Below are 23,391 nucleotides of genomic sequence, written 5' to 3'. Positions count from 1 at the left end.
TGTTTAGGATGTTGCACGCCCAGATTCAAACAGCTGTTTCGCTGGTCTACCCACCGCAGTGCTCGTGCTGCGATGCGATGGTCGAGAGCGACTTTGGTCTGTGTGGAACATGCTGGAAAGAGATGAATTTCATTTCCGGCACCGTCTGCGATGGTTGCGGATGTGCCTTGCCTGGCGAAAGCGACGGGTTTCGTCTGGAATGTGACCGATGCCTGTCGCACGCGCACCCTTGGAGCCAAGGCCGGGCAGCGCTTGAATACGCAGGCAAAGCCAAGGATCTGGTGCTGGGCTTGAAATACGCCGACCGCACCGATGTGGCCCGGATGGCAGCGGGATGGATGCTGCGCGCCTCTGCGCCCCTGTTGCAGGACAACCCGATCGTGACCCCGGTGCCGCTTCATTGGACCCGGATGCTGCGGCGCAAGTACAATCAATCGGCGCTATTGGCCGAAGCATTTGCTGAACATGGGCGGCTGGACTATTGGCCGGATCTTTTGAAACGGACCAAGATTACACCGTCGTTGGATCACAAATCAAAAGAACAGCGGTTCAAGACGCTGAAGAACGCAATCGCTCCGCATCCAAGGCATATGGAATTGATGCGCGGGCGGGTCGTTGTATTGATTGATGACGTTATGACGTCCGGCGCCACTTTGGCCGCTTGTACCGAGGCCTGTATGCGGGCAGGCGCGGCTGATGTGCGTGTTTCCGTGCTGGCGCGCGTCACGCAACAGTGATCACGGCAGTTTCCATCTAGAAATTACATTGGCGGCATCCCAAATTGGCTTGTAAAGACATGCCTATTCCAAATTGGAGCCACGAATGAAAGCCGTTGAGATCTACACATCGCCATTGTGCGGTTACTGCCATCAGGCAAAACGCTTGCTGAAACAAAAAGGCGTCAAGTTTTCCGAAGTCGACGTCCTGACCAGCCCAAAGCGCAAACAGGAAATGATCAAACGCGCCAATGGCGGACGCACTGTGCCACAGATCTTTATTGGTACAACGCATGTGGGTGGCTGCGATGAGCTCTACGCGTTGGAGCGTGAAGGCAAGCTAGACCCCTTGCTGGCGGCATAAGGGTAAAACATTTGCGTACTGCTCTGCTGCAGATGAAATCCTCTGATCAGCCCGAGGAAAATCTTCGGACTGCTCTAGGGATGATTGACGCCGCTGTGGATGGCGGTGCGCACTATGTTCTGACCCCGGAAGTGACAAATTGCATTTCCGGCAGTCGGACCCATCAAAAATCCGTTTTGCAGAGACAAGCGGATGACACATCGTTGCCTGCGTTGTGTGACGCGGCACAACAACACGGCATCTGGCTCACCATTGGGTCGCTCGCTGTGAAAACCGGTGATCCGGACGGAAGGTTTGCCAATCGACAGTTCTTGATTTCACCACAGGGTGAGATCACTGCGACCTACGATAAAATCCATATGTTTGATGTGGATGTCTCAGCCGAGGAACGCTACCGCGAATCTGATGGCTACCGTCCTGGCCAACGCGCTGTGATGGCCGATGCCGGGTTCGCTCATATCGGTATGACCATATGCTATGATCTGCGGTTCCCGTATCTCTATCGGACATTGGCGCAGGCGGGCGCGCAGATCCTGGTTGTGCCTTCGGCGTTTTCCACGGTGACCGGCGCCGTGCATTGGCATGCGCTGCTGCAAGCGCGCGCCATTGAAACCGGATGTTTCGTTCTGGCCCCGGCGCAGACCGGTCATCACGCGGCATCACGCGGGCCGCGTCGCAAAACCTACGGTCATTCGCTGGTGGTCGCGCCCTGGGGTGAAGTTTTATTGGACGCAGGCGTTGATCCAGGTGTGAGTTTCGTTGATCTCGACATGAAAAGTGTAGAAGAAGCACGTAGACGTGTGCCGTCCCTGACCCATGATAGAGAGTTCGACGAACCCTAATGGAAGAAACCACACCACTTGCCGTTGCGCTGTTCAGTGAAATCCTCATGGCGGACCAGTTGGCACGCGCGCGGTTGAGCCGCGCCTTGCCAAAAGGAATGGAGCTGTCACATTTCTCGGTGCTCAATCACCTTGCGGGGGTTGGGATGGAGCGTACGCCTGCACAATTGGCGAAATTGTTTCACGTGACACGTGGAGCGATGACCAACACGTTGAACAAATTGGAAGTCGCAGGCTACATCCATATCCGTCCGGATTGGGACGATGCGCGTCGGAAATTTGTGGCCATCAGTCCGGCGGGCCGACAAGCTCGTGATTCTGCCCTGGCTGGTATTGTTCCGATTATTTCCGAAGTGGTGAATGAATTGGGGGATGAACGTGTCCGGGCGACCCTACCGATTTTGCGGGAATTGCGCGCCAAACTGGACGCCGCGACCTAAGCAAAGGAAAGGGCGCTTTTGGGGAAGCGCCTTTGCGGATTGCTCCGCTAGTCAATTTTGTTGAGTTTGCCCGCTTCGCCGCGATCTTGTCCTCTCCCATCAAGAGTACAAGACCGCTTTGCGAGTGGTGGTCTTGGATCTCAAACCCCTGAATAAGAAACTAACCTTTCAAAACGTCATTGAAAATGGCGCAGATGTGACAATGCCTACCCAAAAGGATAGGCATTCAATTATAAATGCGCGTAAATTATTGAACTAATGCGATTAAATCACACTGCAGGCTTGGTGCTTGCCGTCGCGTAATTCACACTAAGATCTCGTTCAGAAAGGCTCCAACTCCACAAAATCGGGTTGAAAACGAACCCTTTTCTGTCCACCGGAGTCATCCCTGACTGGGCCAGTAGATCAAAAAGCTCATCCGGAGTGATGAATTTCGACCATTCATGCGTGCCACGGGGCAGCCAGCGCATGATGACTTCAGCGCCCACGATGGCCATCGCAAAGCTTTTGGGGTTTCTGTTGATGGTTGAGCAAATCTGCAGACCGCCAGGGCGCAGCAATTGCTGAATGGCGGTCAGATAGCTCAGCGGATCCGCGACGTGTTCGACCACTTCCATATTCATGACAACGTCAAAGTGCTCACCTGCTTCGGCCATGGCCTCGGCGGTGGTGTGGCGATAGTCGATGTCGAGCCCGGATTGCTCTGCATGCAGACGCGCGACCGGAAGGTTCTTTTCCGCAGCATCTGCGCCAATCACCTCAGCACCCAGCCGGGCGATCGGTTCGCTCAGCAATCCGCCGCCACAGCCGATATCCAGAACACGAAGCCCTTTCAAAGGGGAGGGATCATTCAGATTGCGACCAAATTCAGCGGCGATCTGGCTGGTGATATAGTCCAGCCGGCAGGGGTTAAGCATATGCAGAGGCTTAAATTTCCCGTTCGGATCCCACCATTCGGCGGCCATGGCCTCAAATTTTGCGATCTCAGACGGATCTACGGTCGTGTGAGGCGCTTGCATTCCTGTCTCCGTATGTTCTTTTAGCTAGTAGACGTTATATAGGCCTGTAATGGACAAATACCCTGACCAAAAGCGCGCAGTGCAATTTCTCTACCCGCCGATCGAACCTTTTGATCAGCGGATCATAGATGTTGGCCAAGGGCACCGCGTATATTTTGAACAATCGGGCAATCCGAATGGAATTCCGGTTATCGTTTGTCATGGCGGTCCCGGCGGTGGCAGCAGTCCCGCAATGCGCCGCTATTTTGACCCGCATGTCTACCGTGTGATTCTGTTTGACCAACGCGGATGTGGGCGTTCGCGCCCCTATGCGTCCTGCGAGGCAAACACCACCTGGCACCTTGTGGCAGATATGGAAGAGATCCGGCGCACCTTGGGGATCGAGCAATGGGTGCTGTTTGGCGGTAGTTGGGGCGCGACGCTTGCCTTGATCTATGCGCAGTCGCACCCAGAGCGGGTCACCCATATCGTATTGCGCGGCGTGTTCTTGATGACCCAGTCCGAGCTGGATTGGTTCTACAACGGCGGCGCTGGGCGATTCTGGCCCGAGACCTGGTCACGGTTCATCGGTCTTGTGCCTGAAAACGAACGTGGCGATCTGATCAAAGCCTACCACAAGCGGCTTTTCTCCGGGAATCGGAACGAAGAAGTGCGATTTGGCAGAGCTTGGTCCGCCTGGGAAAATGCATTGGCATCCATTGCCTCCAACGGTGTGTCTGGCGACCCACCCAGCGAATACGCCCGCGCCTTTGCGCGATTGGAAAACCATTACTTCATCAACAACGGGTTCCTCGATTTCGACGGGCAGATTCTGGCCAACATGGGTCGGATTTCGCATTTGCCGGGCAAGATCGTTCAAGGACGCTATGACATGATCTGCCCACCACAATCCGCATGGCGGCTAAGCGAATTGTGGCCCAACGCGGATCTTGTGATGGTGCGCAACGCCGGTCATGCTTTGTCAGAGCCGGGAATCAGTCAGGAACTGGTTCGGGCCATGGATAGTATCGCTGAGGAACAGCAAGAATGAACCGAATGGACCGCCGTGCCCTTTTTACGTCTGGTGCAGCAGCCGCGCTTTTGGCCGCGACTGGGACCTCGGTTCATGGCGCGCCACAACGTGGCGGTCTGTTGCGATTGGCGATTCCGCGCGACCCGGAGCTGATGCGCAACCTCGCGCTGCGCGCAAGCCACGACACGCTGGTGGAAATCGGACCTGACGGGGTGCTTCGCGGTGAGCTGGCTTCGGGATGGCGTAGTGATGCGCGCGCGCTGCGGTGGGAGTTCGATCTACGCCGTGATGCGCGATTCCAATCTGGTGCGCCAGTTGCGGTCAGTGATGTCATCGACAGCCTGACACAGGTGATAGAAGATATCTGGTCGATCCAGGCCGCGGGTCCAAATCGGGTCATCATTGAACTCAGCTCGCCAAATCCACATCTGCCCTATGTTCTGTCTGCGTCGGGCTGCGTGATCTCGCAGCGTGGTGCGACGGTTGATACGCTCGACCAAGGGGCCGGCAGCGGGTGTTACGCCATTACGCGCGCGAATGAAGGCCGTGATTTCAGGGCAGAGCGCATCGCCCATCATTACAAAGACCACCTTGCAGGATGGCTCGACACTGTCGAGGTCGCGGTGATCCCGGATCCCGCCATCCGCGCAGAAGCGCTGCGGGACGGATATGTTGATGTCGCGGCCTTCCCGGCGCAACAAATCTTGCGAGACCGCCGCGATTTGACCTTTCACCCTTCTGTCGAAGACATGCAAATCGTGGCCCATCACGGCGTCGGGGTTCCGCGTCAGGTTGGCAAGGTTTCCGCACTGGATGATGCGCGTTTGCTTGAACGCTGGTGGAAGATCTAGTCATATTCTGAGTTGAATAGGATTTAAAACCAGTGGCTTAGCGCTGCAATTGACGCAGGTTGAGGTTTTCCTTGCAGACTCAGGGGCAACCGCATATACACCTCTCCAACAGCGGCGCGTCGAACTTGGTTCGAAGCTCCACCGGGTAAGTTTAACGGGCCGCGCGCCCGTTTTTTTGTGTTTGGACCGCATATGACCAACGACCTGATCGCCAAAGCTGCCATAGACCGGCGCCTGGCTGAGATCATCTCTCCGGTGATCGAGGACCTGGGCTATGAGCTTGTGCGTATTCGCCTGATGTCTGGCAAGACCACGACATTGCAAATTATGGCTGACAAGCCGGATGGAGGCATCGAAGTTGATGGTTGCGCGGAGATTTCCAACGCAATCAGCGCAACCTTGGATGTTGAAGATCCTATTCTGGACGCTTATGCGCTTGAAGTATCGAGCCCCGGGATTGACCGGCCTCTAACCCGTCTCAAAGATTTCGACATGTTCGAAGGCTATGAGGCAAAAATTGAGACCACGGAACTGATCGACGGCCGTCGTCGCTTTAAGGGTGAGCTGGCCGGGATCGAAGAAAACGAAGTCCTGATCAATATTCAGGAACACGGCGAGACGGTTACAATTGGGTTGGATTTCGACTGGTTGAGCGATGCCAAACTGGTTCTGACCGACGATCTGATCAGCGAAATGTTGCGCCAGCGTAAGGCAACCGGTGCATTGAACGAAGACGCATTCGACGAGATAGAGACCGAAGAAGGGTCCGAAGAGGAGACGAAGTAATGGCGATTACCTCTGCAAACCAGCTGGAGCTGTTGCAAACCGCTGAGGCCGTGGCACGTGAGAAAATGATCGACCCCGGTTTGGTGGTCGAAGCCATGGAAGAGAGCCTAGCGCGGGCTGCCAAAAGCCGTTACGGCTCTGAGATGGACATCCGTGTTTCTATCGACCGCAAAACCGGTCGCGCCACATTTACCCGTGTGCGTACCGTTGTGGATGCGGACGAGCTGGAAAACTATCAGTCGGAAATGACGGTCGAGCAGGCCAAGCAATACATGTCTGAGCCTGAGATTGGCGCGACCTATGTGGAAGAAATTCCACCGGTGGAAATGGGCCGTATCGCGGCGCAATCTGCCAAACAGGTTATCCTGCAGAAGGTACGCGAAGCCGAACGTGACCGTCAGTACAACGAATTCAAAGATCGCGCAGGCACCATCATCAATGGTCTGGTAAAGCGCGAAGAATATGGCAATGTGATCGTGGACGTGGGTGCTGGCGAAGCCATCCTGCGCCGCAACGAAAAGATTGGCCGCGAAGCCTATCGCCCGAACGACCGTATTCGCTGCTTTATCAAAGACGTGCGCCGCGAACAGCGCGGCCCGCAGATCTTCCTGTCTCGGACAGCCCCTGAATTCATGGCCGAATTGTTCAAGATGGAAGTGCCTGAAATCTATGATGGCGTGATCGAGATTAGAGCCGTTGCTCGCGATCCGGGTTCCCGCGCGAAAATCGCTGTTCAGTCATTTGACAACTCCATCGATCCGGTTGGTGCCTGTGTGGGTATGCGCGGCTCGCGGGTTCAGGCGGTTGTCAACGAACTGCAGGGTGAAAAGATCGACATCATCCCGTGGAACGAAGATCAGCCTACATTCCTGGTGAACGCGCTGCAGCCGGCCGAAGTGTCCAAAGTTGTTCTGGACGAAGAAGCGGGCAAGATCGAAGTTGTTGTTCCAGAAGAGCAGCTGAGCCTGGCAATTGGTCGTCGTGGTCAAAACGTACGCCTCGCGTCGCAGCTGACCAGCCTAGACATCGACATCATGACCGAAGCAGAAGAATCGGCGCGTCGTCAGAAAGAATTCGAAGCCCGCACCGGCCTGTTCATGGCCACGCTGGATCTGGATGAGTTCTTCGCACAGCTGCTGGTTTCTGAAGGGTTCACCAACCTCGAAGAAGTTGCCTATGTGGAACTGGACGAACTGCTGGTCATCGACGGTGTTGACGATGGTACCGCGCAAGAGCTGCAAGCACGTGCGCGCGACTACCTTGAAGCGCAAGCAAAAGCCGCACTGGATGCTGCACGTGCCTTGGGTGTCGAAGACAGCCTTATTGAATTCGAAGGCCTGACACCCCAGATGGTGGAAGCTTTGGCCAAGGATGACGTGAAGTCGCTGGAAGATTTCGCTACCTGCGCCGATTGGGAATTGGCTGGTGGCTGGACCACAGTGGATGGTCAACGCGTCAAGGACGACGGTATCCTGGAAAGCCACGGCGTCAGCCTCGAGGATGCGCAGGATCTGGTTATGACCGCGCGCGTCATGTTGGGCTGGGTTGATCCGGCTGAGCTGGAAGCCGCCAAAGAAGATGCTGAAGAAACAGAAGCCGAAGACGGCGAAGCCTGATCTCAGGTTTTAGGAGAGTTTGAATGGGCCGTGCTGGTGCCACAACTGACCGAAGCGACGGGGCTGAGCGTAAATGCTTGGCAACGGGAGAGATTCAACCCAAACACGGGTTGATCCGCTTTGTTCTGAGTCCTGACGATGAGGTTTTTCCGGATGTGATGGGAAAACTTCCAGGCCGTGGTGTCTATGTCGCGTCCGAACGCTCTGCGCTGGAAGAGGCAATCAAAAAGAAACTCTTTGCACGTGGCTTCAAGTCTCAGGTAAAGATGCGCGGCGATCTTATTGACGAGATTGAAACGCAGATCGCACGGCGGTTGGTGGACCTAATCAGCCTTGCCCGGAAGTCTGGTCAAGCCATTGCGGGTTACGAAAAGGTCAAAGACTGGCTGATCAAAGAAGAAGCAAGGATCCTTTTGCAAGCGTCTGATGGATCCGCGCGCGGAAAGTCCAAACTGAGCACACCCTATAAGGGAAAATTTGTTGGTTGTATGACCGCAAACGAGCTCGGGATGGCATTTGGACGCGAAACTGTCATACATGCGGCCCTCGCCTCTGGTGGACTCAGCAAACGTGTTGTAGAGGAAGCGCAACGACTGCAAGGTTTGCGCGAATTGAAGGGCGGCAACGGCCGCACGGAAGGATAAAGAGCTTTATGAGCGATAATGACGGCAAAAAGACATTGGGTTTGCGTGGTTCCCGTCCTGGGAACGTGAAACAGAGTTTCAGCCACGGGCGGACCAAAAATGTCGTGGTGGAAACCAAACGCAAGCGCGTTGTGGTTCCCAAGCCGGGCGCCGGAAAGCCAGGTGGCGGAGTCGGCGGCTCGGGTGATGCATCGCGTCGCCCCGCAGGCATTTCTGATGCGGAAATGGCACGCCGTCTGAAAGCTCTGCAAGCAGCCAAAGCACGCGAAGTCGAAGAAGCAGCCGAACGCGCTGCCGCAGAGAAAGCGCGCGCCGAAGATCGTGAGCGTCGCCGCGCAGAGCTGGAAGCCAAAGAGCGCGAACAGCGTGAAGCTGAAGAACGCGCGCGCCAAAAGGCCGAAGAAGAAGAGCGCAAGCGCGCCGAAGCTGCCGAAGCAAAAAAACGCGCAGCTGACCAAGCGACCGCAGCCGCCGAAAAGAAAAAAGCGCCTGCCGCCGCCGCCCCAGCTCCTGCTTCCGCCCGTCCTGGACCATCGTTCAAGCCGGCCGGTGCCGCGACGCCGCGCAAATCTGACCGTGAGCGCGAAGAGCGTGGTCGTAACAAGAACCAAGACGGAGGCCGCCGTTCAGGTAAACTGACGCTGAGCCAGGCAACCGGTGGTGCCGGTGGACGTCAACGTTCTGTTGCATCCATGCGTCGTAAGCAAGAACGTGCCCGTCAAAAAGCCATGGGGACGGTTGAGCGCGAAAAGGTAGTTCGTGACGTTCAGCTGCCAGAAGCCATCGTGGTTTCTGAGCTTGCGAACCGTATGGCCGAACGCGTTGGTGATGTTGTCAAATCGCTCATGAATATGGGCATGATGGTGACACAGAACCAAACCGTCGACGCTGATACTGCCGAACTGATCATCGAAGAATTCGGCCACAAAGTTGTTCGTGTCTCGGATGCTGACGTTGAAGACGTGATCCAGGACATCGAAGAAAACGAAGGCGACCTGCAGTCACGTCCACCTGTGATCACCATCATGGGCCACGTTGACCACGGTAAGACATCGCTCTTGGACGCCATCCGTGACGCCAAAGTTGTGTCTGGCGAAGCTGGCGGTATCACACAGCACATCGGCGCCTATCAGGTGAAAACAGAAGGTGGCACCACGCTGTCCTTCCTCGACACACCTGGCCACGCGGCCTTTACGTCGATGCGGTCTCGCGGTGCTCAGGTCACGGATGTCGTGGTTCTGGTTGTCGCCGCCGACGATTCGGTGATGCCACAGACCGTCGAAGCGATTGCCCACGCAAAAGCGGCCCAGGTGCCGATGATCGTCGCGATCAACAAGATCGACAAACCTGCGGCCGATGCAAACAAAGTACGTGCCGAGCTTCTGCAACACGAAGTGATCGTGGAAGCCATGTCCGGTGAAGTGCAAGACGTCGAAGTCTCTGCGCACACAGGTCAGGGTCTGGATGAACTGCTGGAAGCCATTGCGCTGCAGTCCGAAATCCTTGAACTGAAAGCCAACCCAGATCGCGCCGCCCAAGGTGCCGTGATCGAGGCGCAGCTTGATGTGGGTCGCGGTCCTGTTGCAACCGTTCTGGTTCAAAAAGGCACTTTGCGCCAAGGTGACATCTTTGTTGTGGGTGAGCAGTACGGTAAAGTCCGTGCGTTGATCAACGACAAGGGCGAGCGCGTCAAAGAAGCAGGCCCCTCCGTTCCAGTTGAGGTTCTGGGTCTGAATGGTACACCAGAAGCTGGTGACGTTTTGAACGTGACAGATACCGAAGCACAAGCGCGTGAAATCGCTGAATATCGCGCAAACGCAGCCAAGGACAAACGGGCCGCAGCTGGTGCCGCGACGACCTTGGAACAGTTAATGCAGAAGGCAAAAGACGACGAGAACGTCTCTGAACTGCCGATCCTGGTCAAAGCTGACGTTCAGGGTTCTGCCGAAGCGATCGTTCAGGCGATGGAAAAAATCGGCAACGATGAAGTCCGAGTCCGTGTTCTGCACTCCGGTGTGGGCGCGATCACGGAAACGGACATCGGTCTGGCCGAAGCATCCGGCGCGCCGGTCATGGGCTTTAACGTCCGTGCCAATACGTCTGCGCGAAATACAGCGAACCAAAAAGGCGTCGAGATCCGCTATTACTCGGTGATCTATGACCTCGTTGATGATGTAAAAGCAGCGGCTTCTGGCCTGTTGTCGGCGGAAATCAAGGAGAACTTTATCGGTTACGCGACCATCAAGGATGTCTTTAAGGTATCCAACGTTGGTAAGGTTGCAGGCTGTCTGGTGACCGAAGGCGTTGCACGCCGCTCTGCAGGTGTACGTCTGCTGCGCGACAACGTGGTGATCCACGAAGGCACGCTGAAAACGCTGAAGCGCTTCAAGGACGAAGTGGCCGAGGTTCAGTCTGGTCAAGAATGCGGTATGGCGTTCGAGAACTATGATGACATCCGCGCCAATGACGTTATTGAGATCTTCGAGCGCGAAGAAGTTACACGTACGCTTGACTAAGACGTCATGTGAATATGTAGTAAAAAAACCCGGCCACTGGCCGGGTTTTTTGTCTTTGGGGACATGGTCGCGACGGCGAAATCCCCCAAAAAAGAAGGCGACCAGAGGCCGCCTTCGATATTCCGTGTGAGTGGTAGTTCGTATCGCCAGTTAGACTGGCTTGCCTTCGTAAACCTTTTTGCCCACTTTAACAGCAATCTTGCCGTTGGGCAGAGAGTGTGAAAATACACCCTGAACAGACACATAAGTACCCATAGTGATAGTCCGGATCATGAAACGCCCTCCCGTTAAGATCCAAAATGGAGAAGTATGACCTTGCAGTGTCATCCTTTAGGGTAGATCTTAACAAAAAGTTCACAAAGTAAGCTAGCGAAACTTGTTTCTGATCAAGAAAAAGTCACTTTAAAAACGTACTCTTTTCCAAAATATCGAAACAAAAACCTATAGCCAGTCTCGAAGTATAGGAATCAGCGGAATATCTGCCGGGGGCATGTCATAGTTTCGCAAATCTTGGGGAATCACCCATTTGAGCGTCTGACCCTCTTTCCCTTGCGGAATGCCCTCCCACTTTCGGCAGGCGAAAAGCGGCATCAGTAGGTGAAAGTCTTCATAACTATGGCTGGCGAATGTCAGCGGAGCCAAGCAGGATTTCCAAGTGTTGATGCCCAGCTCTTCCTGCAATTCCCGAACCAAAGCCGCCTCGGGTGTTTCACCAGGTTCGATTTTGCCACCGGGAAATTCCCACATACCGGCCATCGATTTCCCTTCGGGGCGCTGCGCCAAAAGGATACGCCCGTCGGGATCAATCAAGGCGACCGCTGAAACAAGGACCGTCTTCATGAGCGGTAGTCTGCATTGATCGTGATGTATTGGTGGGTCAAATCACACGTCCAAACGGTCGCTTTGCCCGAACCAAGCCCAAGGTCGACGTGCATTGTGATGTCCTGTTTCTTCATCTCAGCCGCGCCGAGCTCTTCGCGGTAGGTGTCCGCGACCCAGCCCTTTTCAGCCACCAGAACATCGCCAAAGGAGATCGACAACCGATCGCGGTCGGCCTCGGCTCCGGACTTGCCAATCGCCATGACCACACGTCCCCAGTTGGGATCTTCGCCCGCAATCGCGGTCTTCACCAAAGGTGAATTTGCAATCGCCAGCCCGTGTGTCTTGGCTTCACCGTTGGAAACCGCGCCGGTGATTTGGATTTCGATGAATTTGGTCGCACCCTCACCATCGCGGACAACCTGATGGGCCAAGTCCAGCATGACGGAATTGAGCGCCGCTGCAAAGTCAGCATTGCCGGTTGCGTCAACACCAGATGCGCCCGTCGCACACAGCAACAAACTGTCCGAGGTTGAGGTATCGCTGTCGACCGTTATTGCGTTAAAGCTTGTTTCGTTCAGACCGGACAGCAACGCTTGTAACGCGGATTGTTCGTATATGGCGTCGGTAAAGATATAGACCAGCATCGTCGCCATGTCCGGCGCGATCATGCCAGAGCCCTTGGCGATGCCTGCGATCTGGACCTCTTGACTGTCGATGGTGATCGTCGCGCCTGACCCCTTCGCAAAAGTATCCGTGGTCATGATCGCCTTAGCGGCGTCTTCGATACCCTTCTTAGATAAGGTGCCGCCCAGCTCACCAATCTTGGCCGTGATCCGATCATGAGGCAGTGGTTCACCAATGACACCGGTCGAAGAGGTGAACACGCGTTCCTCAGGAACGTTAAGGGACGCGGAAACTGCTGACGTAATCTCTTTGACCGAGGCTTGGCCGAATTGTCCGGTGAACGCATTTGCATTGCCCGAGTTAACCAGTATAGCCGCGCCGTCGGAATTCGCGCCGCCAAGTTTCGCCTGACAATCCAGTACGGGTGCTGCACGGGTCTTGGATTTGGTGAATACCCCAGCGACCGCGCTTCCGGGCTGCAGAACGGCCAACATCACATCATCGCGCCCTTGGTACTTTACCCCCGCAGATGCGCTTGCAAAAGTTACGCCACTAATAACAGGAAGCGTGGGGAATTTTTCTGGTGCCAATGGGGACACCGGAAGCGAACCAGCCATTCTTTAGTTCCCTATCAAGCTCAGATCTTTGATGATTTCAGGCGTGAAGTCTTCGATCTCCGGGCGGGTGATATCGGCCCGAGTCGTCAGGGTGTCAACATGGGCTTCGACGGCGGTTTGGCGCAAAGTATTGGCAAGTTGCTCGCGGACCACTTCGAATTCGGGCGCTTCGGCCTTGCGGCGTTCTGTCAAAAGGATGACATGCCAGCCAAATTGGGTCTGAATGGGGGTGGATACGTCGCCATTGCTCAGCGATAGGACAGCGGTTTCGAATTCGGGCACCATTTGGCCAAGGCCGAACCATCCCAATTGACCGCCATTGGGACCGGATGGACCGGTGGAGCGCGCCTTGGCGAGCGTTGCGAAATCCGCGCCAGCGTCTAGCTCGCTCTTGATGTCCAGTGCTTCGGCTTCGCTTTCCACGAGAATGTGAGAAGCATTGAACTCATCCCCGCCATCGCCGGTGGAATAGGTCGCATCGTAGGCTGCGCGAATATTTTCTTCGGTCGCGGCTTTCTCCATGACGTTCTGCACAACTTCCTGCGCCAAAAGCGTGCGCATCTCATTGTCGATGGTCAGTTGAACATAGGCCGGGACTTCACCATGCAATTGTTGCTTAAGCGCGGTTTGTTGGATCAACTGGTCCAGAATAGCCTTGTAAAGTACGTCGGCTGGCAGCTGCTTGTACTGTTCGGGCAGCTCTTTGTGGGCGATGACCATGTGGCCTACGGTGATGTCTTCACCGTTTACAGTAGCGACCACCGTATTGGCGTGAGGAGCAGCTGTTGCAACGCCCGGCAATGCTAATGCGGCTGCCAGAGCGAGAGCTGGCAGAAAAGTGAGACCTTTACGCATGGAAATCTTCCTATTCTGTTCTGACCACGGGCCGTGGCGTTGACACTCAAATACCTGACCCTTACATCGCCATAGGGCCGATGGCAGGACCGTCTAATCCACCTTTATCTATGGGTTGTGAGCAGGGCGGGCAAGTCCGGCTTTTGACACGACCAATGACAGACACGTTGGAGAACACATGCTGGGTATCGGAACTCTCGCCAAAAAGGTCTTCGGCACGCCGAACGACCGGAAAGTTAAGGCGACGCGGCCGCTGATTGCCAAGATCAATGCGCTGGAACCCGAGTTTGAGAAGCTCAGCGACCAAGGCCTGATTGAAAAGACAGACGAGCTGCGCAAACGCGCGCTTGATGGTGAAAGCCTTGAGAGCATTTTGCCCGAGGCTTTTGCGAACGTGCGCGAAGGGGCCAGACGTGCCCTGGGCCTGCGCGCCTTTGATACGCAGCTGATGGGGGGTGTATTCCTCCACCAGGGCAATATCTCTGAGATGAAGACCGGTGAGGGTAAAACCCTTGTCGCGACCTTCCCGGCGTATCTGAACGCGCTGACGGGCAAAGGCGTGCACGTTGTGACCGTGAACGAATATTTGGCCAAACGTGACAGCGAGTGGATGGGCAAGGTCTTTGCGGCGCTTGGCATGACCACCGGCGTGATTTGGTCCGGACAGCCGGATCCCGAAAAGCAGGCCGCCTATGCCTCGGACGTGACATATGCCACCAACAACGAGCTGGGTTTTGATTATCTGCGCGATAACATGAAACCGAGCCTGGATCAGGTTTTCCAAAAGCACCACAACTTTGCGATTGTGGATGAGGTCGACTCGATCCTGATTGACGAAGCGCGGACGCCGCTGATTATCTCGGGCCCGGCGGAAGACCGTTCAGAGCTTTATACAACGATCGACCAGTTGATCCCTGAGTTGAACGAAGACCACTATGAGATTGACGAAAAGACGCGCGGCGTAACCTTTACTGAAGAGGGCAACGAAGCGCTGGAGCAGATCCTGCAGCAACGTGGTTTGCTGGAAGCGGACGCCTCGCTCTATGACCCTGAAAGCACCACGATTGTTCACCACGTGAACCAGGCGTTGCGGGCGCACAAATTGTTCCAGCGGGACAAAGAATACATCGTCCGCAGCGGCGAAGTGATCCTGATTGACGAGTTTACCGGTCGTATGATGCCAGGGCGTCGCCTGTCCGATGGCTTGCACCAGGCGCTGGAAGCTAAGGAAAACGCAACGATCCAGCCAGAAAACACCACGTTGGCCTCGGTGACCTTCCAGAACTACTTCCGTCTTTATGACACGCTGTCTGGCATGACCGGCACCGCGATGACCGAAGCGGACGAGTTCATGGAGATCTACGGCCTTGGTGTGGTTGAGGTCCCGACCAACAGACCGATCGCCCGGAAAGACGAAGACGACCAAGTCTACCGCACCGCGGTTGAGAAATATCAGGCCATGATCGATGACGCCAAAGCGGCGTATGAAAAAGGTCAGCCGGTTCTCTTAGGGACAACTTCGATTGAGAAGTCCGAACTGCTGAGCCACATGCTTGAGAAGGAAGGCATCGAACACAACGTTCTGAACGCCCGCCATCACGAGCAAGAAGCGCAGATCGTTGGCGACGCCGGCCGTCTGGGCGCCGTAACCATTGCAACCAACATGGCCGGTCGTGGGACCGACATTCAGCTTGGCGGTAACGTCGAGATCAAGGTGATGACCGCCTTGGAAGCCAAACCCGATGCTGATCCGGCAGAACTGCGTGCGGCTGAAGAAGCCAAACACGCCGAAGAAAAATCGAAGGTTCTGGAGGCTGGTGGCCTGTGCGTTCTGGCCTCAGAACGTCACGAAAGCCGCCGTATCGACAACCAGCTGCGGGGTCGTTCCGGTCGCCAGGGTGATCCGGGTCTGACGCGCTTCTACCTAAGCCTCGAAGACGATCTGATGCGTATCTTTGGATCCGAACGTTTGGACAAGATGCTGTCGACTCTGGGCATGAAAGAGGGTGAGGCGATTATTCACCCGTGGGTGAACAAGTCTTTGGAACGCGCACAAGCAAAGGTCGAAGGCCGTAACTTCGATATGCGTAAGAACGTTCTGAAGTTTGACGACGTGATGAATGACCAGCGAAAGGTTATCTTTAACCAGCGCCGTGAAATCATGGCGGCGGAAAACTTGTCCGATGTCGTAACTGATATGCGGGACGAAGTTGTCGATGATCTGTTGGACAGCTTCATGCCGCCCAAAACCTATGCGGATCAATGGGACACCGAAGGTCTGCAAGAGGCGGTCAAAGAAAAGCTTGGTCTTGATGTGCCTGTTGCCGATTGGGCTGCCGAAGAAGGTGTCGACGACGAGCAAGTGCGCGAACGTCTGTTGGAAGCTTCTGACGCGAAGATGGCAGAAAAAATCGAAGCCTTTGGCGATGAAGGTATGCGCAACATCGAAAAACAGGTGTTGTTGCAAACCATCGATGCAAAGTGGCGTGAACATCTGCTGACCTTGGAGCATCTGCGCTCGGTTGTTGGTTTCCGTGGCTACGCGCAACGCGACCCGTTGAACGAGTACAAAAACGAGAGCTTCCAGCTGTTTGAAAACATGTTGGACAGCCTGCGGGAAGATGTGACCAAACAGATCAGCCATGTGCGTCCGATTTCCGAGGACGAACAGCGGCAAATGTTGATGGAAATGGCCGCACGTCAGGCCGCTCTGCAACCCGCAGCGCCTGAACCGGTAGAGCTGGTCGAGGAGCCGTTGGAAGGCTTTGACGAAAATGATCCGTCGACCTGGGGCAACCCATCGCGCAACGACAAATGCCCCTGCGGTTCAGGCAAGAAGTTCAAACATTGCCACGGGCGATTGACCTAAAAGCCGCAACATTCGTCTAAAATCTGCATTATTTTGCCGAAAGGTGGCCACGAGTTGGCCACCTTTTTCAGTCATGCTTCCTTAACCTTATGAGTCCGGGAGGCCAGAATGGTAAATCCACGTGCTTTAATGCTTACCGGCGCGACCCTGTGCGGCGCCGTTGCAATTGGCGTGGCAATGCAGCCGCAACTCTTGTCCAATGCTAAATCCTTGGTCTTTGGAGCAGCGCAGGATGCCGTGCAGGAAACGGTTGACGCCCAAGACTCGCAAGCGGCCGTTTTGCCGAATGACCCCGATGTGCCTTTGATCTTGGAAAACATTACCCTGACAGCGGCGCATCCGACCTTGCCGGAAACGGCTGCTTCGGATCGCTCTCCGGTATCGGAATGCGGGCTCAGCCTTGGTGCTGTTTTGCACGCTGCCGCGATGGTTAGCCTATCCGTTGAGACGGCCTGCACACCGTATTCTGTCGTGAAAATCCACCACAATGGCATGATCTTTGCCACTAGCGTGGATGGCGCAGGTCAGGCAGAGGTGCTGTTGCCTGCGTTGAACGAAACCAGCGTGTTCATCGCCGAAACGGAAAGCGGCTACCACGGTACTGTTTCGATGACAGTGCCCGAAGTCGCCAACTATGACCGGGTGGTTTTGCAGTGGGGCGGATATGGGGGATTTGAACTTCACGCGCGCGAATTCGGTGCGAACTACGGTGAAGAAGGACATGTTTGGACTGGCGCAGCCCAAGGCGGCGTTGGCACCGTATATCGCCTAGGAGACGTGGATGCGATTTCACCGCTCCTGGCGGACGTGTACAGCTTGCCCCGAGATGCAGACGGTGCGAATGGACGCGTCGAACTCACGGTGGAGGCCGAGGTCTCAGAACTCAATTGCAACCAAACAGTGGCCGCTCAAACGCTCGATTTGCGGCAAGGGACGCTGCGTGGTCGTGATCTTGTGCTCAACATGCCCACTTGCGACGCCATAGGGGACTTTCTGGTGTTGAATAATCTGGTCGAAAACCTGACAATCGCGGCGAATTAGAACGCGATTTATCAGGGCTTCTCATGGTTAATTTTCGTGCGGTGGTTTCCGCTGCACTCCTCCTATTGTGCGGCCTGCAACCTGTCGCGGCACAAGATGTCACGCTGTCTTCTCCTGATGGAGCCGTTGAAATCACCGGGAATCTTTTGGGGTTCGATGGTGAATTTTATCGCGTTGATACCAAATTTGGCGAACTGACGGTCGACGGCTCTGGCGTCAGCTGCGAGGGTCCGGGATGTCCGAGCCTGTCTGATTTCGTGGCCGAGATCACGCTGTCTGGTTCCGCGGCAATGGCGGAAATTCTCCTGCCGGCCCTGATCGAAGGCTACGCGCTGCGCAATGGTTACCAGACACACCGCAATAAACTGTCCGGCCAGGATTTTGAGTATCTCTTGCGCAAGGCGGGCGGTGGGACGGCTGCGAGATTCGTTTTTGCCGTAAGTGACACGGATCAAGGATTCGCTGACCTGTTGGACGATGCGGCGGATATCGTCATGGCGCAACGTGAAGTGCGCGACACGGAATTGTCGGCTGCCCGGTCGCTTGGGCTTGGTGATCTCACGCAGCCTGCACGCAGCCGAGTTTTGGCGCTGGATGCATTGGTTCCCATCGTGGCGCCGGACAATCCCGTTCAGAATATCGACCTGCCAAGTTTGATCGCTGTGTTGCGTGGAGAAATCGACAATTGGTCCGTCTTGGGGGGACCGGATGCGCCGATTTCAACCCATGTACCGCTAGAGGGTGTTGGCGTCGCGCAACTGATCGAGGATGAATTTGACCTTACGGGGCTGCCGTCGCGGGCGCAGCAACACGAGCGATTGGATGCCTTGGCGCGCTACGTCGCCATTGATCCGTTTGCCCTGGGTTTGGGGCTTTATTCTCAGATTGGCACGGCGCGTGCGCTGCAACTTGGCGGCAACTGCGGGTTTGGGTTGGAAGTTGGACGCCAGGCGGTCAAAACCGAAGATTACCCTATAACCGCGCCCCTGTTTCTATACCTCCCTGCACGACGACTGCCCAAGATCGGACGAGAGTTTCTGTCCTATGTACGCGGTCCTGCGGCACAAATTGTCATTCGTCGGGCTGGTTTTGTCGACCAAGCCCCCGAACGGATCGCGCTCAACCGGCAAGGAAACCGGCTGGCAAATGCGATTTCGTCCGCCGGTGATGAAGTCGGGCTCAGCGAGCTTGCCCGGCTGGTTGATGGGGTGAAGGAGATGGATCGCCTGACAACCACATTCAGGTTCGAGACAGGCTCAGCACGCCCCGATGCACAATCGCGCGGCAATATCGAACAGCTAGCACGGGACCTAGAGGCGGGCGTATATGACGGGCGCAAATTGATGTTTGTTGGCTTTTCAGATGGAGAGGGGCCGGCAGCCGCAAACCGCGACATCGCTTTGAAGCGGGCCACGGCAGTCCGGGATGCTGTTATCGAAACCAGTGAGACGGCAAATTTGTCTTTGGTGAACTTGTCCGTTGAGGCTTTTGGAGAGGCAATGCCAATGGCTTGTGACGATAGCGCATGGGGTCGCAAAGTAAACCGCAGGGTGGAAATTTGGGTGCGCTGAGGGTCACAGGTATCCCTGCGCCCGAAAGCTGAGTTCACGTGATTTTCCAATAATAAGATGGTCGTGAACCACAATGCTGAGTGGTGTCAGAGCATTGGAAATCTGCTCTGTCATAGAGATATCGGCGTCCGACGGCGTCGGGTCGCCGGAGGGATGATTGTGGACCAGGATAATGGCGCTGGCGTTATGTTCCAGCGCACGTTTGGCCACTTCGCGGGGATAAACTGGCACGTGATCCACCGTGCCTTCGGCCTGGGCTTCGTCCGCGATCAACACGTTTTTGCGGTCGAGATACAGCACCCGGAACTGCTCTGTCTCAAGATGCGCCATGCTGGTGTGGCAGTAATCCAGAAGCGCATCCCAGCTGGAAATGACGTGGCGCTGAAGGATACGTGCGCGTGCCAGACGCTGTGCGGCGGCTTCCAGGATCTTGAAGTCAGTGATAACGGCGTCACCCACGTCTTTGACTTCGGCGAGGCGCTCTGGATTGGCGGTGATAACACGATTGATGTCGCCAAAATGGTCCAGCAGGCGGCGCGCCAACGGTTTGACGTCTTTGCGTGGGATCGACCGAAACAAGATCAGTTCAAGCAGTTCGTAGTCGGGAACAGCTTTTGAGCCGCCTTCCATGAAACGAGACCGCAGCCGCGCGCGATGATCCCGGATATAGGAGGGCTGCTTGGATGATGGCTTGGGTACAGGTGAACTGGCCTCTGAAAAGAGGGGGAGTGCTGCGTCCTGAAAGCTACCCGGCGTTTTCATGCGGACATGATTTGGCCGCAAGCCTTTACAGAAGGTTAAGGACGTTCTGTGTGGCTCTGGATTGACGTACTATTTGCGAAAGCCAAAAAAACGCCCCCCGAAGGGAGCGTTTCACTTAACCTTTCATCCCGTCCCAGAAGCTCTTGACCGAAGAAAAGAAGCTGCCGCTTTCGGGATTGTTGTTTTCCTGCGAGATATCTTCGAATTCACGCAGAAGTTCCTTTTGTTTTGGGGTCAGATTGACCGGCGTTTCGACCGCAAGCTCGATGAACATGTCACCAACGCCGCCGCCACGCAGCGCAGGCATGCCTTTGCCACGCAGGCGCATCTGGCGACCGGATTGGCTGCCTTCGGGGATCTGAACGCGACCGCGGCCACCATCGATCGTTGGAACCTCAATCGCGCCACCCAGAGCTGCCTTGGACATGGCGACCGGAACGCGGCAATAGAGATTGTCCGCCTCACGCTCAAACAGATCATGCGCGGCCACTTCGACAAAGATATAAAGATCGCCCGGAGGGCCACCCCGCAAACCAGCCTCGCCTTCGCCAGCAAGGCGAATACGTGTCCCCGTTTCCACACCCGCCGGAATGTTGACCGATAGCGAGCGGTCTTTTTCGATACGGCCATGGCCATGACATGTTTTACAGGGGTTCTTGATGATCTGGCCCAGGCCAGAACAGGTTGGACAGCTGCGTTCGACAGTGAAGAAACCCTGTTGCGCGCGGACCTTGCCCATGCCGGAACATGTGGGACAGGTGGTGGGCTCTGCGCCACCTTCGGACCCGGTTCCATCGCAGGACGAACATCCAACGGCGGTGGGGACTTTGATCGTTTTCTGGATACCCGCAAAGGCGTCTTCCAGTGTGACGCGCAGGTTATATCGCAGGTCCGCACCGCGTGACGCACGTTGACGGCCACCGCCAGCACCGCCACGGGCACCGCCCATGAAGTCGCCAAACAGATCGTCAAATACGTCTGAGAACGCAGAAGAGAAATCGCCGCCGCCGCCGCCGAAACCGGGGCCTCCGCGTTGCCCGCCTGCGCTGGGGCCACCCATGCCGTTTTCAAAAGCGGCATGCCCAAAGCGGTCATAAGCTGCTTTTTTCTCGTCGTTCTTCAGGACCTCATAGGCCTCGTTGACTTCCTTGAACTGCGCTTCCGCGTCAGGATTGTCAGAGTTGCGGTCCGGGTGCAGTTCTTTGGCCTTCTTGCGAAAACCCTTCTTGATCTCATCGGCGCTGGCGCCTTTTACCACTCCGAGAGTTTCATAATAGTCACGTTTTGACATCGGTCTGTTCCTTCTGCCTCAACGAAAGCGGGCCGATCCGGGGTGCGGACCGGCCCGTCTTGGACAAAACCAAGAGGATTAGCGCTTATCGTCGTCCAGGTCTTCGAATTCAGCGTCAACGATATCGTCGGCGCCTGGAGCGGCAGATTCGTCGGCAGCAGCAGGTGCCTCTTCGCCGGCGTCTTCTTGTTGCGACTTATAGATCGCTTCACCCAGACGCATTGCAACCTCGGTGACGTTCTGGATACCGGCCTTGATCTTTTCGGCGGTCGATTTCTCGTTCTCCAGATCGTCTTTCAGCGCAGCAACAGCCAGCTCGATCGCTTCAACAGTTGACGGGTCAACTTTGTCGCCGTGTTCTTCAACCGACTTCTCGGTCGAATGCACGAGGCTTTCAGCTTGGTTCTTGGCTTCGATCAGTTCGCGGCGTTCTTTATCCGCTTCCGCATTGTCTTCGGCATCCTTGACCATCTGGTCGATGTCGGCATCGGACAGTCCGCCAGAGGCCTGAATGGTGATCTGCTGTTCTTTGTTGGTGGCTTTGTCTTTTGCACCTACGGACACAATGCCGTTGGCGTCGATGTCAAAAGTCACTTCAATTTGCGGCATGCCACGTGGGGCAGGCGGGATGTCTTCGAGGTTGAACTGACCCAACATCTTGTTGTCCATGGCCATTTCGCGCTCACCCTGGAACACGCGGATGGTTACGGCGTTCTGGTGGTCTTCTGCGGTTGAGAAGACCTGAGACTTTTTGGTCGGGATTGTGGTGTTGCGGTCGATCAAGCGGGTGAAGACGCCGCCCAATGTTTCGATACCCAGCGACAGCGGTGTGACGTCCAGAAGAACAACGTCTTTTACGTCGCCCTGCAGAACGCCGGCTTGGATTGCGGCGCCCATGGCCACAACTTCGTCAGGGTTCACACCTTTGTGCGGCTCTTTGCCAAAGAATTTGGTCACTTCCTCGATGACCTTTGGCATGCGGGTCATACCGCCAACCAGAACTACTTCGTCGATGTCAGATGCGGACAGGCCGGCGTCTTTGAGAGCGGCTGCGCAGGGTTTCATCGAGTTTTTGATCAGGTCCGAAACCAGGCTTTCCAGTTTCGCACGGGTCAGTTTCATAACCATGTGCAAAGGCTGGCCAGAGGATGGGTCCATCGAGATGAACGGTTGGTTGATTTCGGTCTGGCTGGCCGAAGACAGCTCGATCTTGGCTTTTTCTGCAGCTTCTTTCAGACGCTGCAGCGCCATCTTGTCCTTGGACAGATCAACACCGTTGGCCTTTTTGAACTCATCCGACAGGTAGGAGACGATGCGCATGTCAAAGTCTTCACCACCTAGGAAGGTGTCTCCGTTGGTCGATTTTACTTCGAACAGGCCATCGTCGATTTCCAGGATGGTTACGTCGAATGTACCGCCACCAAGGTCATAAACCGCGATGGTTTGTGTGTTCTCTTTGTCCAGACCATAAGCCAACGCAGCCGCGGTCGGCTCGTTGATGATACGCAGAACTTCGAGGCCTGCGATCTTGCCCGCGTCTTTAGTCGCCTGACGCTGTGCGTCGTTGAAGTAGGCCGGAACTGTAATAACAGCCTGGGTCACTTCTTCGCCCATGTAGCTCTCGGCGGTTTCTTTCATCTTGCCGAGAATGAATGCAGAGATCTGCGAGGGGGAGTATTTGTCGCCCTTTGCTTCGACCCATGCATCGCCATTGCCGCCGTTTACGACAGAGAATGGCAGGTGTTTTTTGTCCTTGGCCAGATCCGCGTCATCTGCGCGGCGGCCGATCAGGCGCTTCACACCAAAAATGGTGTTGTCCGGGTTGGTCACGGCCTGACGTTTCGCAGGCTGGCCGACCAGACGTTCTTCGTCGGTAAATGCTACGATCGACGGGGTGGTACGTGCGCCCTCGGCGTTTTCAATAACGCGGGGCTGCGAGCCGTCCATGATGGCCACACAAGAGTTCGTTGTACCCAGGTCGATCCCGATAACTTTGCTCATCTTCGATCCCTTTTTTCCTTTAAGGCGATTACCCGAGGTCCGAACCCGTTGTGGCATCCTGACCCCGATCACGGCGCGTTTGGTTTAAACCATTCCGCGTCGAAGCGTATATAAGGAGCACAATTCGTCCCT

The 23,391-nt window shown here is 55.7% G+C and carries 20 protein-coding genes; 13 read left to right on the top strand and 7 right to left on the bottom strand.

Annotated elements, in window-relative coordinates; all coding sequences use genetic code 11:
* The first annotated feature begins 8 nt into the window (after window positions 1-8).
* The 4 genes from KMP13_RS06570 to KMP13_RS06555 all read left to right on the top strand — a co-directional run bounded on the left by KMP13_RS06570 (window position 9) and on the right by KMP13_RS06555 (window position 2,362).
* The gene (locus KMP13_RS06570; protein ID WP_215264920.1) at window positions 9-737 is read left to right on the top strand and encodes a ComF family protein; all 729 of its coding nucleotides are present in this window, start codon (window positions 9-11) and stop codon (window positions 735-737) included.
* Between the two features lie 85 nt (window positions 738-822).
* On the top strand, window positions 823-1,080 hold the full coding sequence (gene grxC, locus KMP13_RS06565) for a glutaredoxin 3 (protein ID WP_215264918.1): 258 nt from the start codon (window positions 823-825) through the stop codon (window positions 1,078-1,080).
* Between the two features lie 11 nt (window positions 1,081-1,091).
* Entirely contained in the window at window positions 1,092-1,922 is an 831-nt protein-coding gene (locus tag KMP13_RS06560; RefSeq protein WP_215264915.1) for a carbon-nitrogen hydrolase family protein, read from the top strand.
* Window positions 1,922-2,362 carry a MarR family winged helix-turn-helix transcriptional regulator gene (locus KMP13_RS06555; protein ID WP_215264914.1) on the top strand — a complete coding sequence of 147 codons (441 nt, stop codon included), beginning with the start codon at window positions 1,922-1,924 and terminating at the stop codon, window positions 2,360-2,362. The genes KMP13_RS06560 and KMP13_RS06555 overlap by 1 nt, the downstream gene beginning before the upstream one ends.
* Window positions 2,363-2,631: 269 nt before the next feature.
* Here the strand turns inward: KMP13_RS06555 and ubiG are convergent, their stop codons facing one another.
* Complete coding sequence (gene ubiG, locus KMP13_RS06550) at window positions 2,632-3,381, bottom strand: bifunctional 2-polyprenyl-6-hydroxyphenol methylase/3-demethylubiquinol 3-O-methyltransferase UbiG (RefSeq protein ID WP_215264912.1); 750 nt, start codon at window positions 3,379-3,381, stop codon at window positions 2,632-2,634.
* 49 nt (window positions 3,382-3,430) lie between these two features.
* Between ubiG and pip the strand changes: the two genes are divergently transcribed.
* From pip to infB, 6 genes are all read left to right on the top strand, one after another.
* Window positions 3,431-4,411 carry a prolyl aminopeptidase gene (gene pip, locus KMP13_RS06545; protein WP_215264910.1) on the top strand — a complete coding sequence of 327 codons (981 nt, stop codon included), beginning with the start codon at window positions 3,431-3,433 and terminating at the stop codon, window positions 4,409-4,411.
* Window positions 4,408-5,244, top strand: a complete 837-nt coding sequence (locus KMP13_RS06540) for an ABC transporter substrate-binding protein (RefSeq protein WP_215264909.1) — start codon at window positions 4,408-4,410, stop codon at window positions 5,242-5,244. Before pip ends, KMP13_RS06540 begins: the two co-directional genes overlap by 4 nt.
* A gap of 192 nt (window positions 5,245-5,436) precedes the next feature.
* Window positions 5,437-6,030 (top strand): ribosome maturation factor RimP, encoded by a 594-nt coding sequence (rimP, locus tag KMP13_RS06535; RefSeq protein WP_215264907.1) that lies wholly within the window; start codon window positions 5,437-5,439, stop codon window positions 6,028-6,030.
* Window positions 6,030-7,646 carry a transcription termination factor NusA gene (gene nusA, locus KMP13_RS06530; protein ID WP_215264906.1) on the top strand — a complete coding sequence of 539 codons (1,617 nt, stop codon included), beginning with the start codon at window positions 6,030-6,032 and terminating at the stop codon, window positions 7,644-7,646. The genes rimP and nusA overlap by 1 nt, the downstream gene beginning before the upstream one ends.
* Window positions 7,647-7,669: 23 nt before the next feature.
* Window positions 7,670-8,290 carry an RNA-binding protein gene (locus tag KMP13_RS06525; RefSeq protein WP_215264904.1) on the top strand — a complete coding sequence of 207 codons (621 nt, stop codon included), beginning with the start codon at window positions 7,670-7,672 and terminating at the stop codon, window positions 8,288-8,290.
* 8 nt (window positions 8,291-8,298) lie between these two features.
* Entirely contained in the window at window positions 8,299-10,806 is a 2,508-nt protein-coding gene (infB, locus tag KMP13_RS06520) for a translation initiation factor IF-2 (protein ID WP_215264903.1), read from the top strand.
* Between the two features lie 441 nt (window positions 10,807-11,247).
* Here infB and mutT read toward each other — a convergent pair whose 3' ends face one another.
* From mutT to KMP13_RS06505, 3 genes are read right to left on the bottom strand one after another with little or no spacing between them, the layout of a single operon-like run.
* The gene (gene mutT, locus KMP13_RS06515) at window positions 11,248-11,646 is read right to left on the bottom strand and encodes an 8-oxo-dGTP diphosphatase MutT (protein ID WP_215264901.1); all 399 of its coding nucleotides are present in this window, start codon (window positions 11,644-11,646) and stop codon (window positions 11,248-11,250) included.
* Window positions 11,643-12,869, bottom strand: coding sequence for a bifunctional glutamate N-acetyltransferase/amino-acid acetyltransferase ArgJ (argJ, locus tag KMP13_RS06510; RefSeq protein ID WP_215264899.1), 1,227 nt, complete (start codon window positions 12,867-12,869; stop codon window positions 11,643-11,645). The genes mutT and argJ overlap by 4 nt, the downstream gene beginning before the upstream one ends.
* 3 nt (window positions 12,870-12,872) lie before the next feature.
* Complete coding sequence (locus KMP13_RS06505) at window positions 12,873-13,724, bottom strand: peptidylprolyl isomerase (RefSeq protein WP_215264897.1); 852 nt, start codon at window positions 13,722-13,724, stop codon at window positions 12,873-12,875.
* A gap of 178 nt (window positions 13,725-13,902) precedes the next feature.
* On the opposite strand from KMP13_RS06505, the gene secA reads away from it, so the two are divergent.
* The 3 genes from secA (at window position 13,903) to KMP13_RS06490 (ending at window position 19,205) form a co-directional block, all read left to right on the top strand.
* Window positions 13,903-16,593 carry a preprotein translocase subunit SecA gene (gene secA / locus KMP13_RS06500; RefSeq protein ID WP_215264895.1) on the top strand — a complete coding sequence of 897 codons (2,691 nt, stop codon included), beginning with the start codon at window positions 13,903-13,905 and terminating at the stop codon, window positions 16,591-16,593.
* Between the two features lie 108 nt (window positions 16,594-16,701).
* Window positions 16,702-17,634: a hypothetical protein gene (locus KMP13_RS06495; RefSeq protein WP_215264893.1), complete on the top strand. Its 933-nt coding sequence runs from the start codon at window positions 16,702-16,704 to the stop codon at window positions 17,632-17,634.
* Between the two features lie 23 nt (window positions 17,635-17,657).
* Window positions 17,658-19,205, top strand: a complete 1,548-nt coding sequence (locus tag KMP13_RS06490; protein WP_215264891.1) for a phosphate ABC transporter substrate-binding/OmpA family protein — start codon at window positions 17,658-17,660, stop codon at window positions 19,203-19,205.
* A 3-nt stretch (window positions 19,206-19,208) separates the two neighbouring features.
* On the opposite strand, the gene radC is transcribed toward KMP13_RS06490, so the two are convergent.
* The 3 genes from radC to dnaK all read right to left on the bottom strand — a co-directional run bounded on the left by radC (window position 19,209) and on the right by dnaK (window position 23,259).
* Window positions 19,209-19,967: a RadC family protein gene (gene radC / locus KMP13_RS06485; protein WP_215264889.1), complete on the bottom strand. Its 759-nt coding sequence runs from the start codon at window positions 19,965-19,967 to the stop codon at window positions 19,209-19,211.
* A gap of 115 nt (window positions 19,968-20,082) precedes the next feature.
* Window positions 20,083-21,258, bottom strand: a complete 1,176-nt coding sequence (gene dnaJ, locus KMP13_RS06480; RefSeq protein WP_215264888.1) for a molecular chaperone DnaJ — start codon at window positions 21,256-21,258, stop codon at window positions 20,083-20,085.
* Window positions 21,259-21,336: 78 nt separating this feature from the next.
* Entirely contained in the window at window positions 21,337-23,259 is a 1,923-nt protein-coding gene (gene dnaK / locus KMP13_RS06475; RefSeq protein ID WP_215264886.1) for a molecular chaperone DnaK, read from the bottom strand.
* Window positions 23,260-23,391 lie beyond the last annotated feature (132 nt).

The organism is Epibacterium ulvae, assembly GCF_018678075.1.
Taxonomy (GTDB): Bacteria; Pseudomonadota; Alphaproteobacteria; order Rhodobacterales; family Rhodobacteraceae; genus Epibacterium; species Epibacterium ulvae_A.
This window is presented reverse-complemented; position numbering and strand designations above follow the sequence as displayed.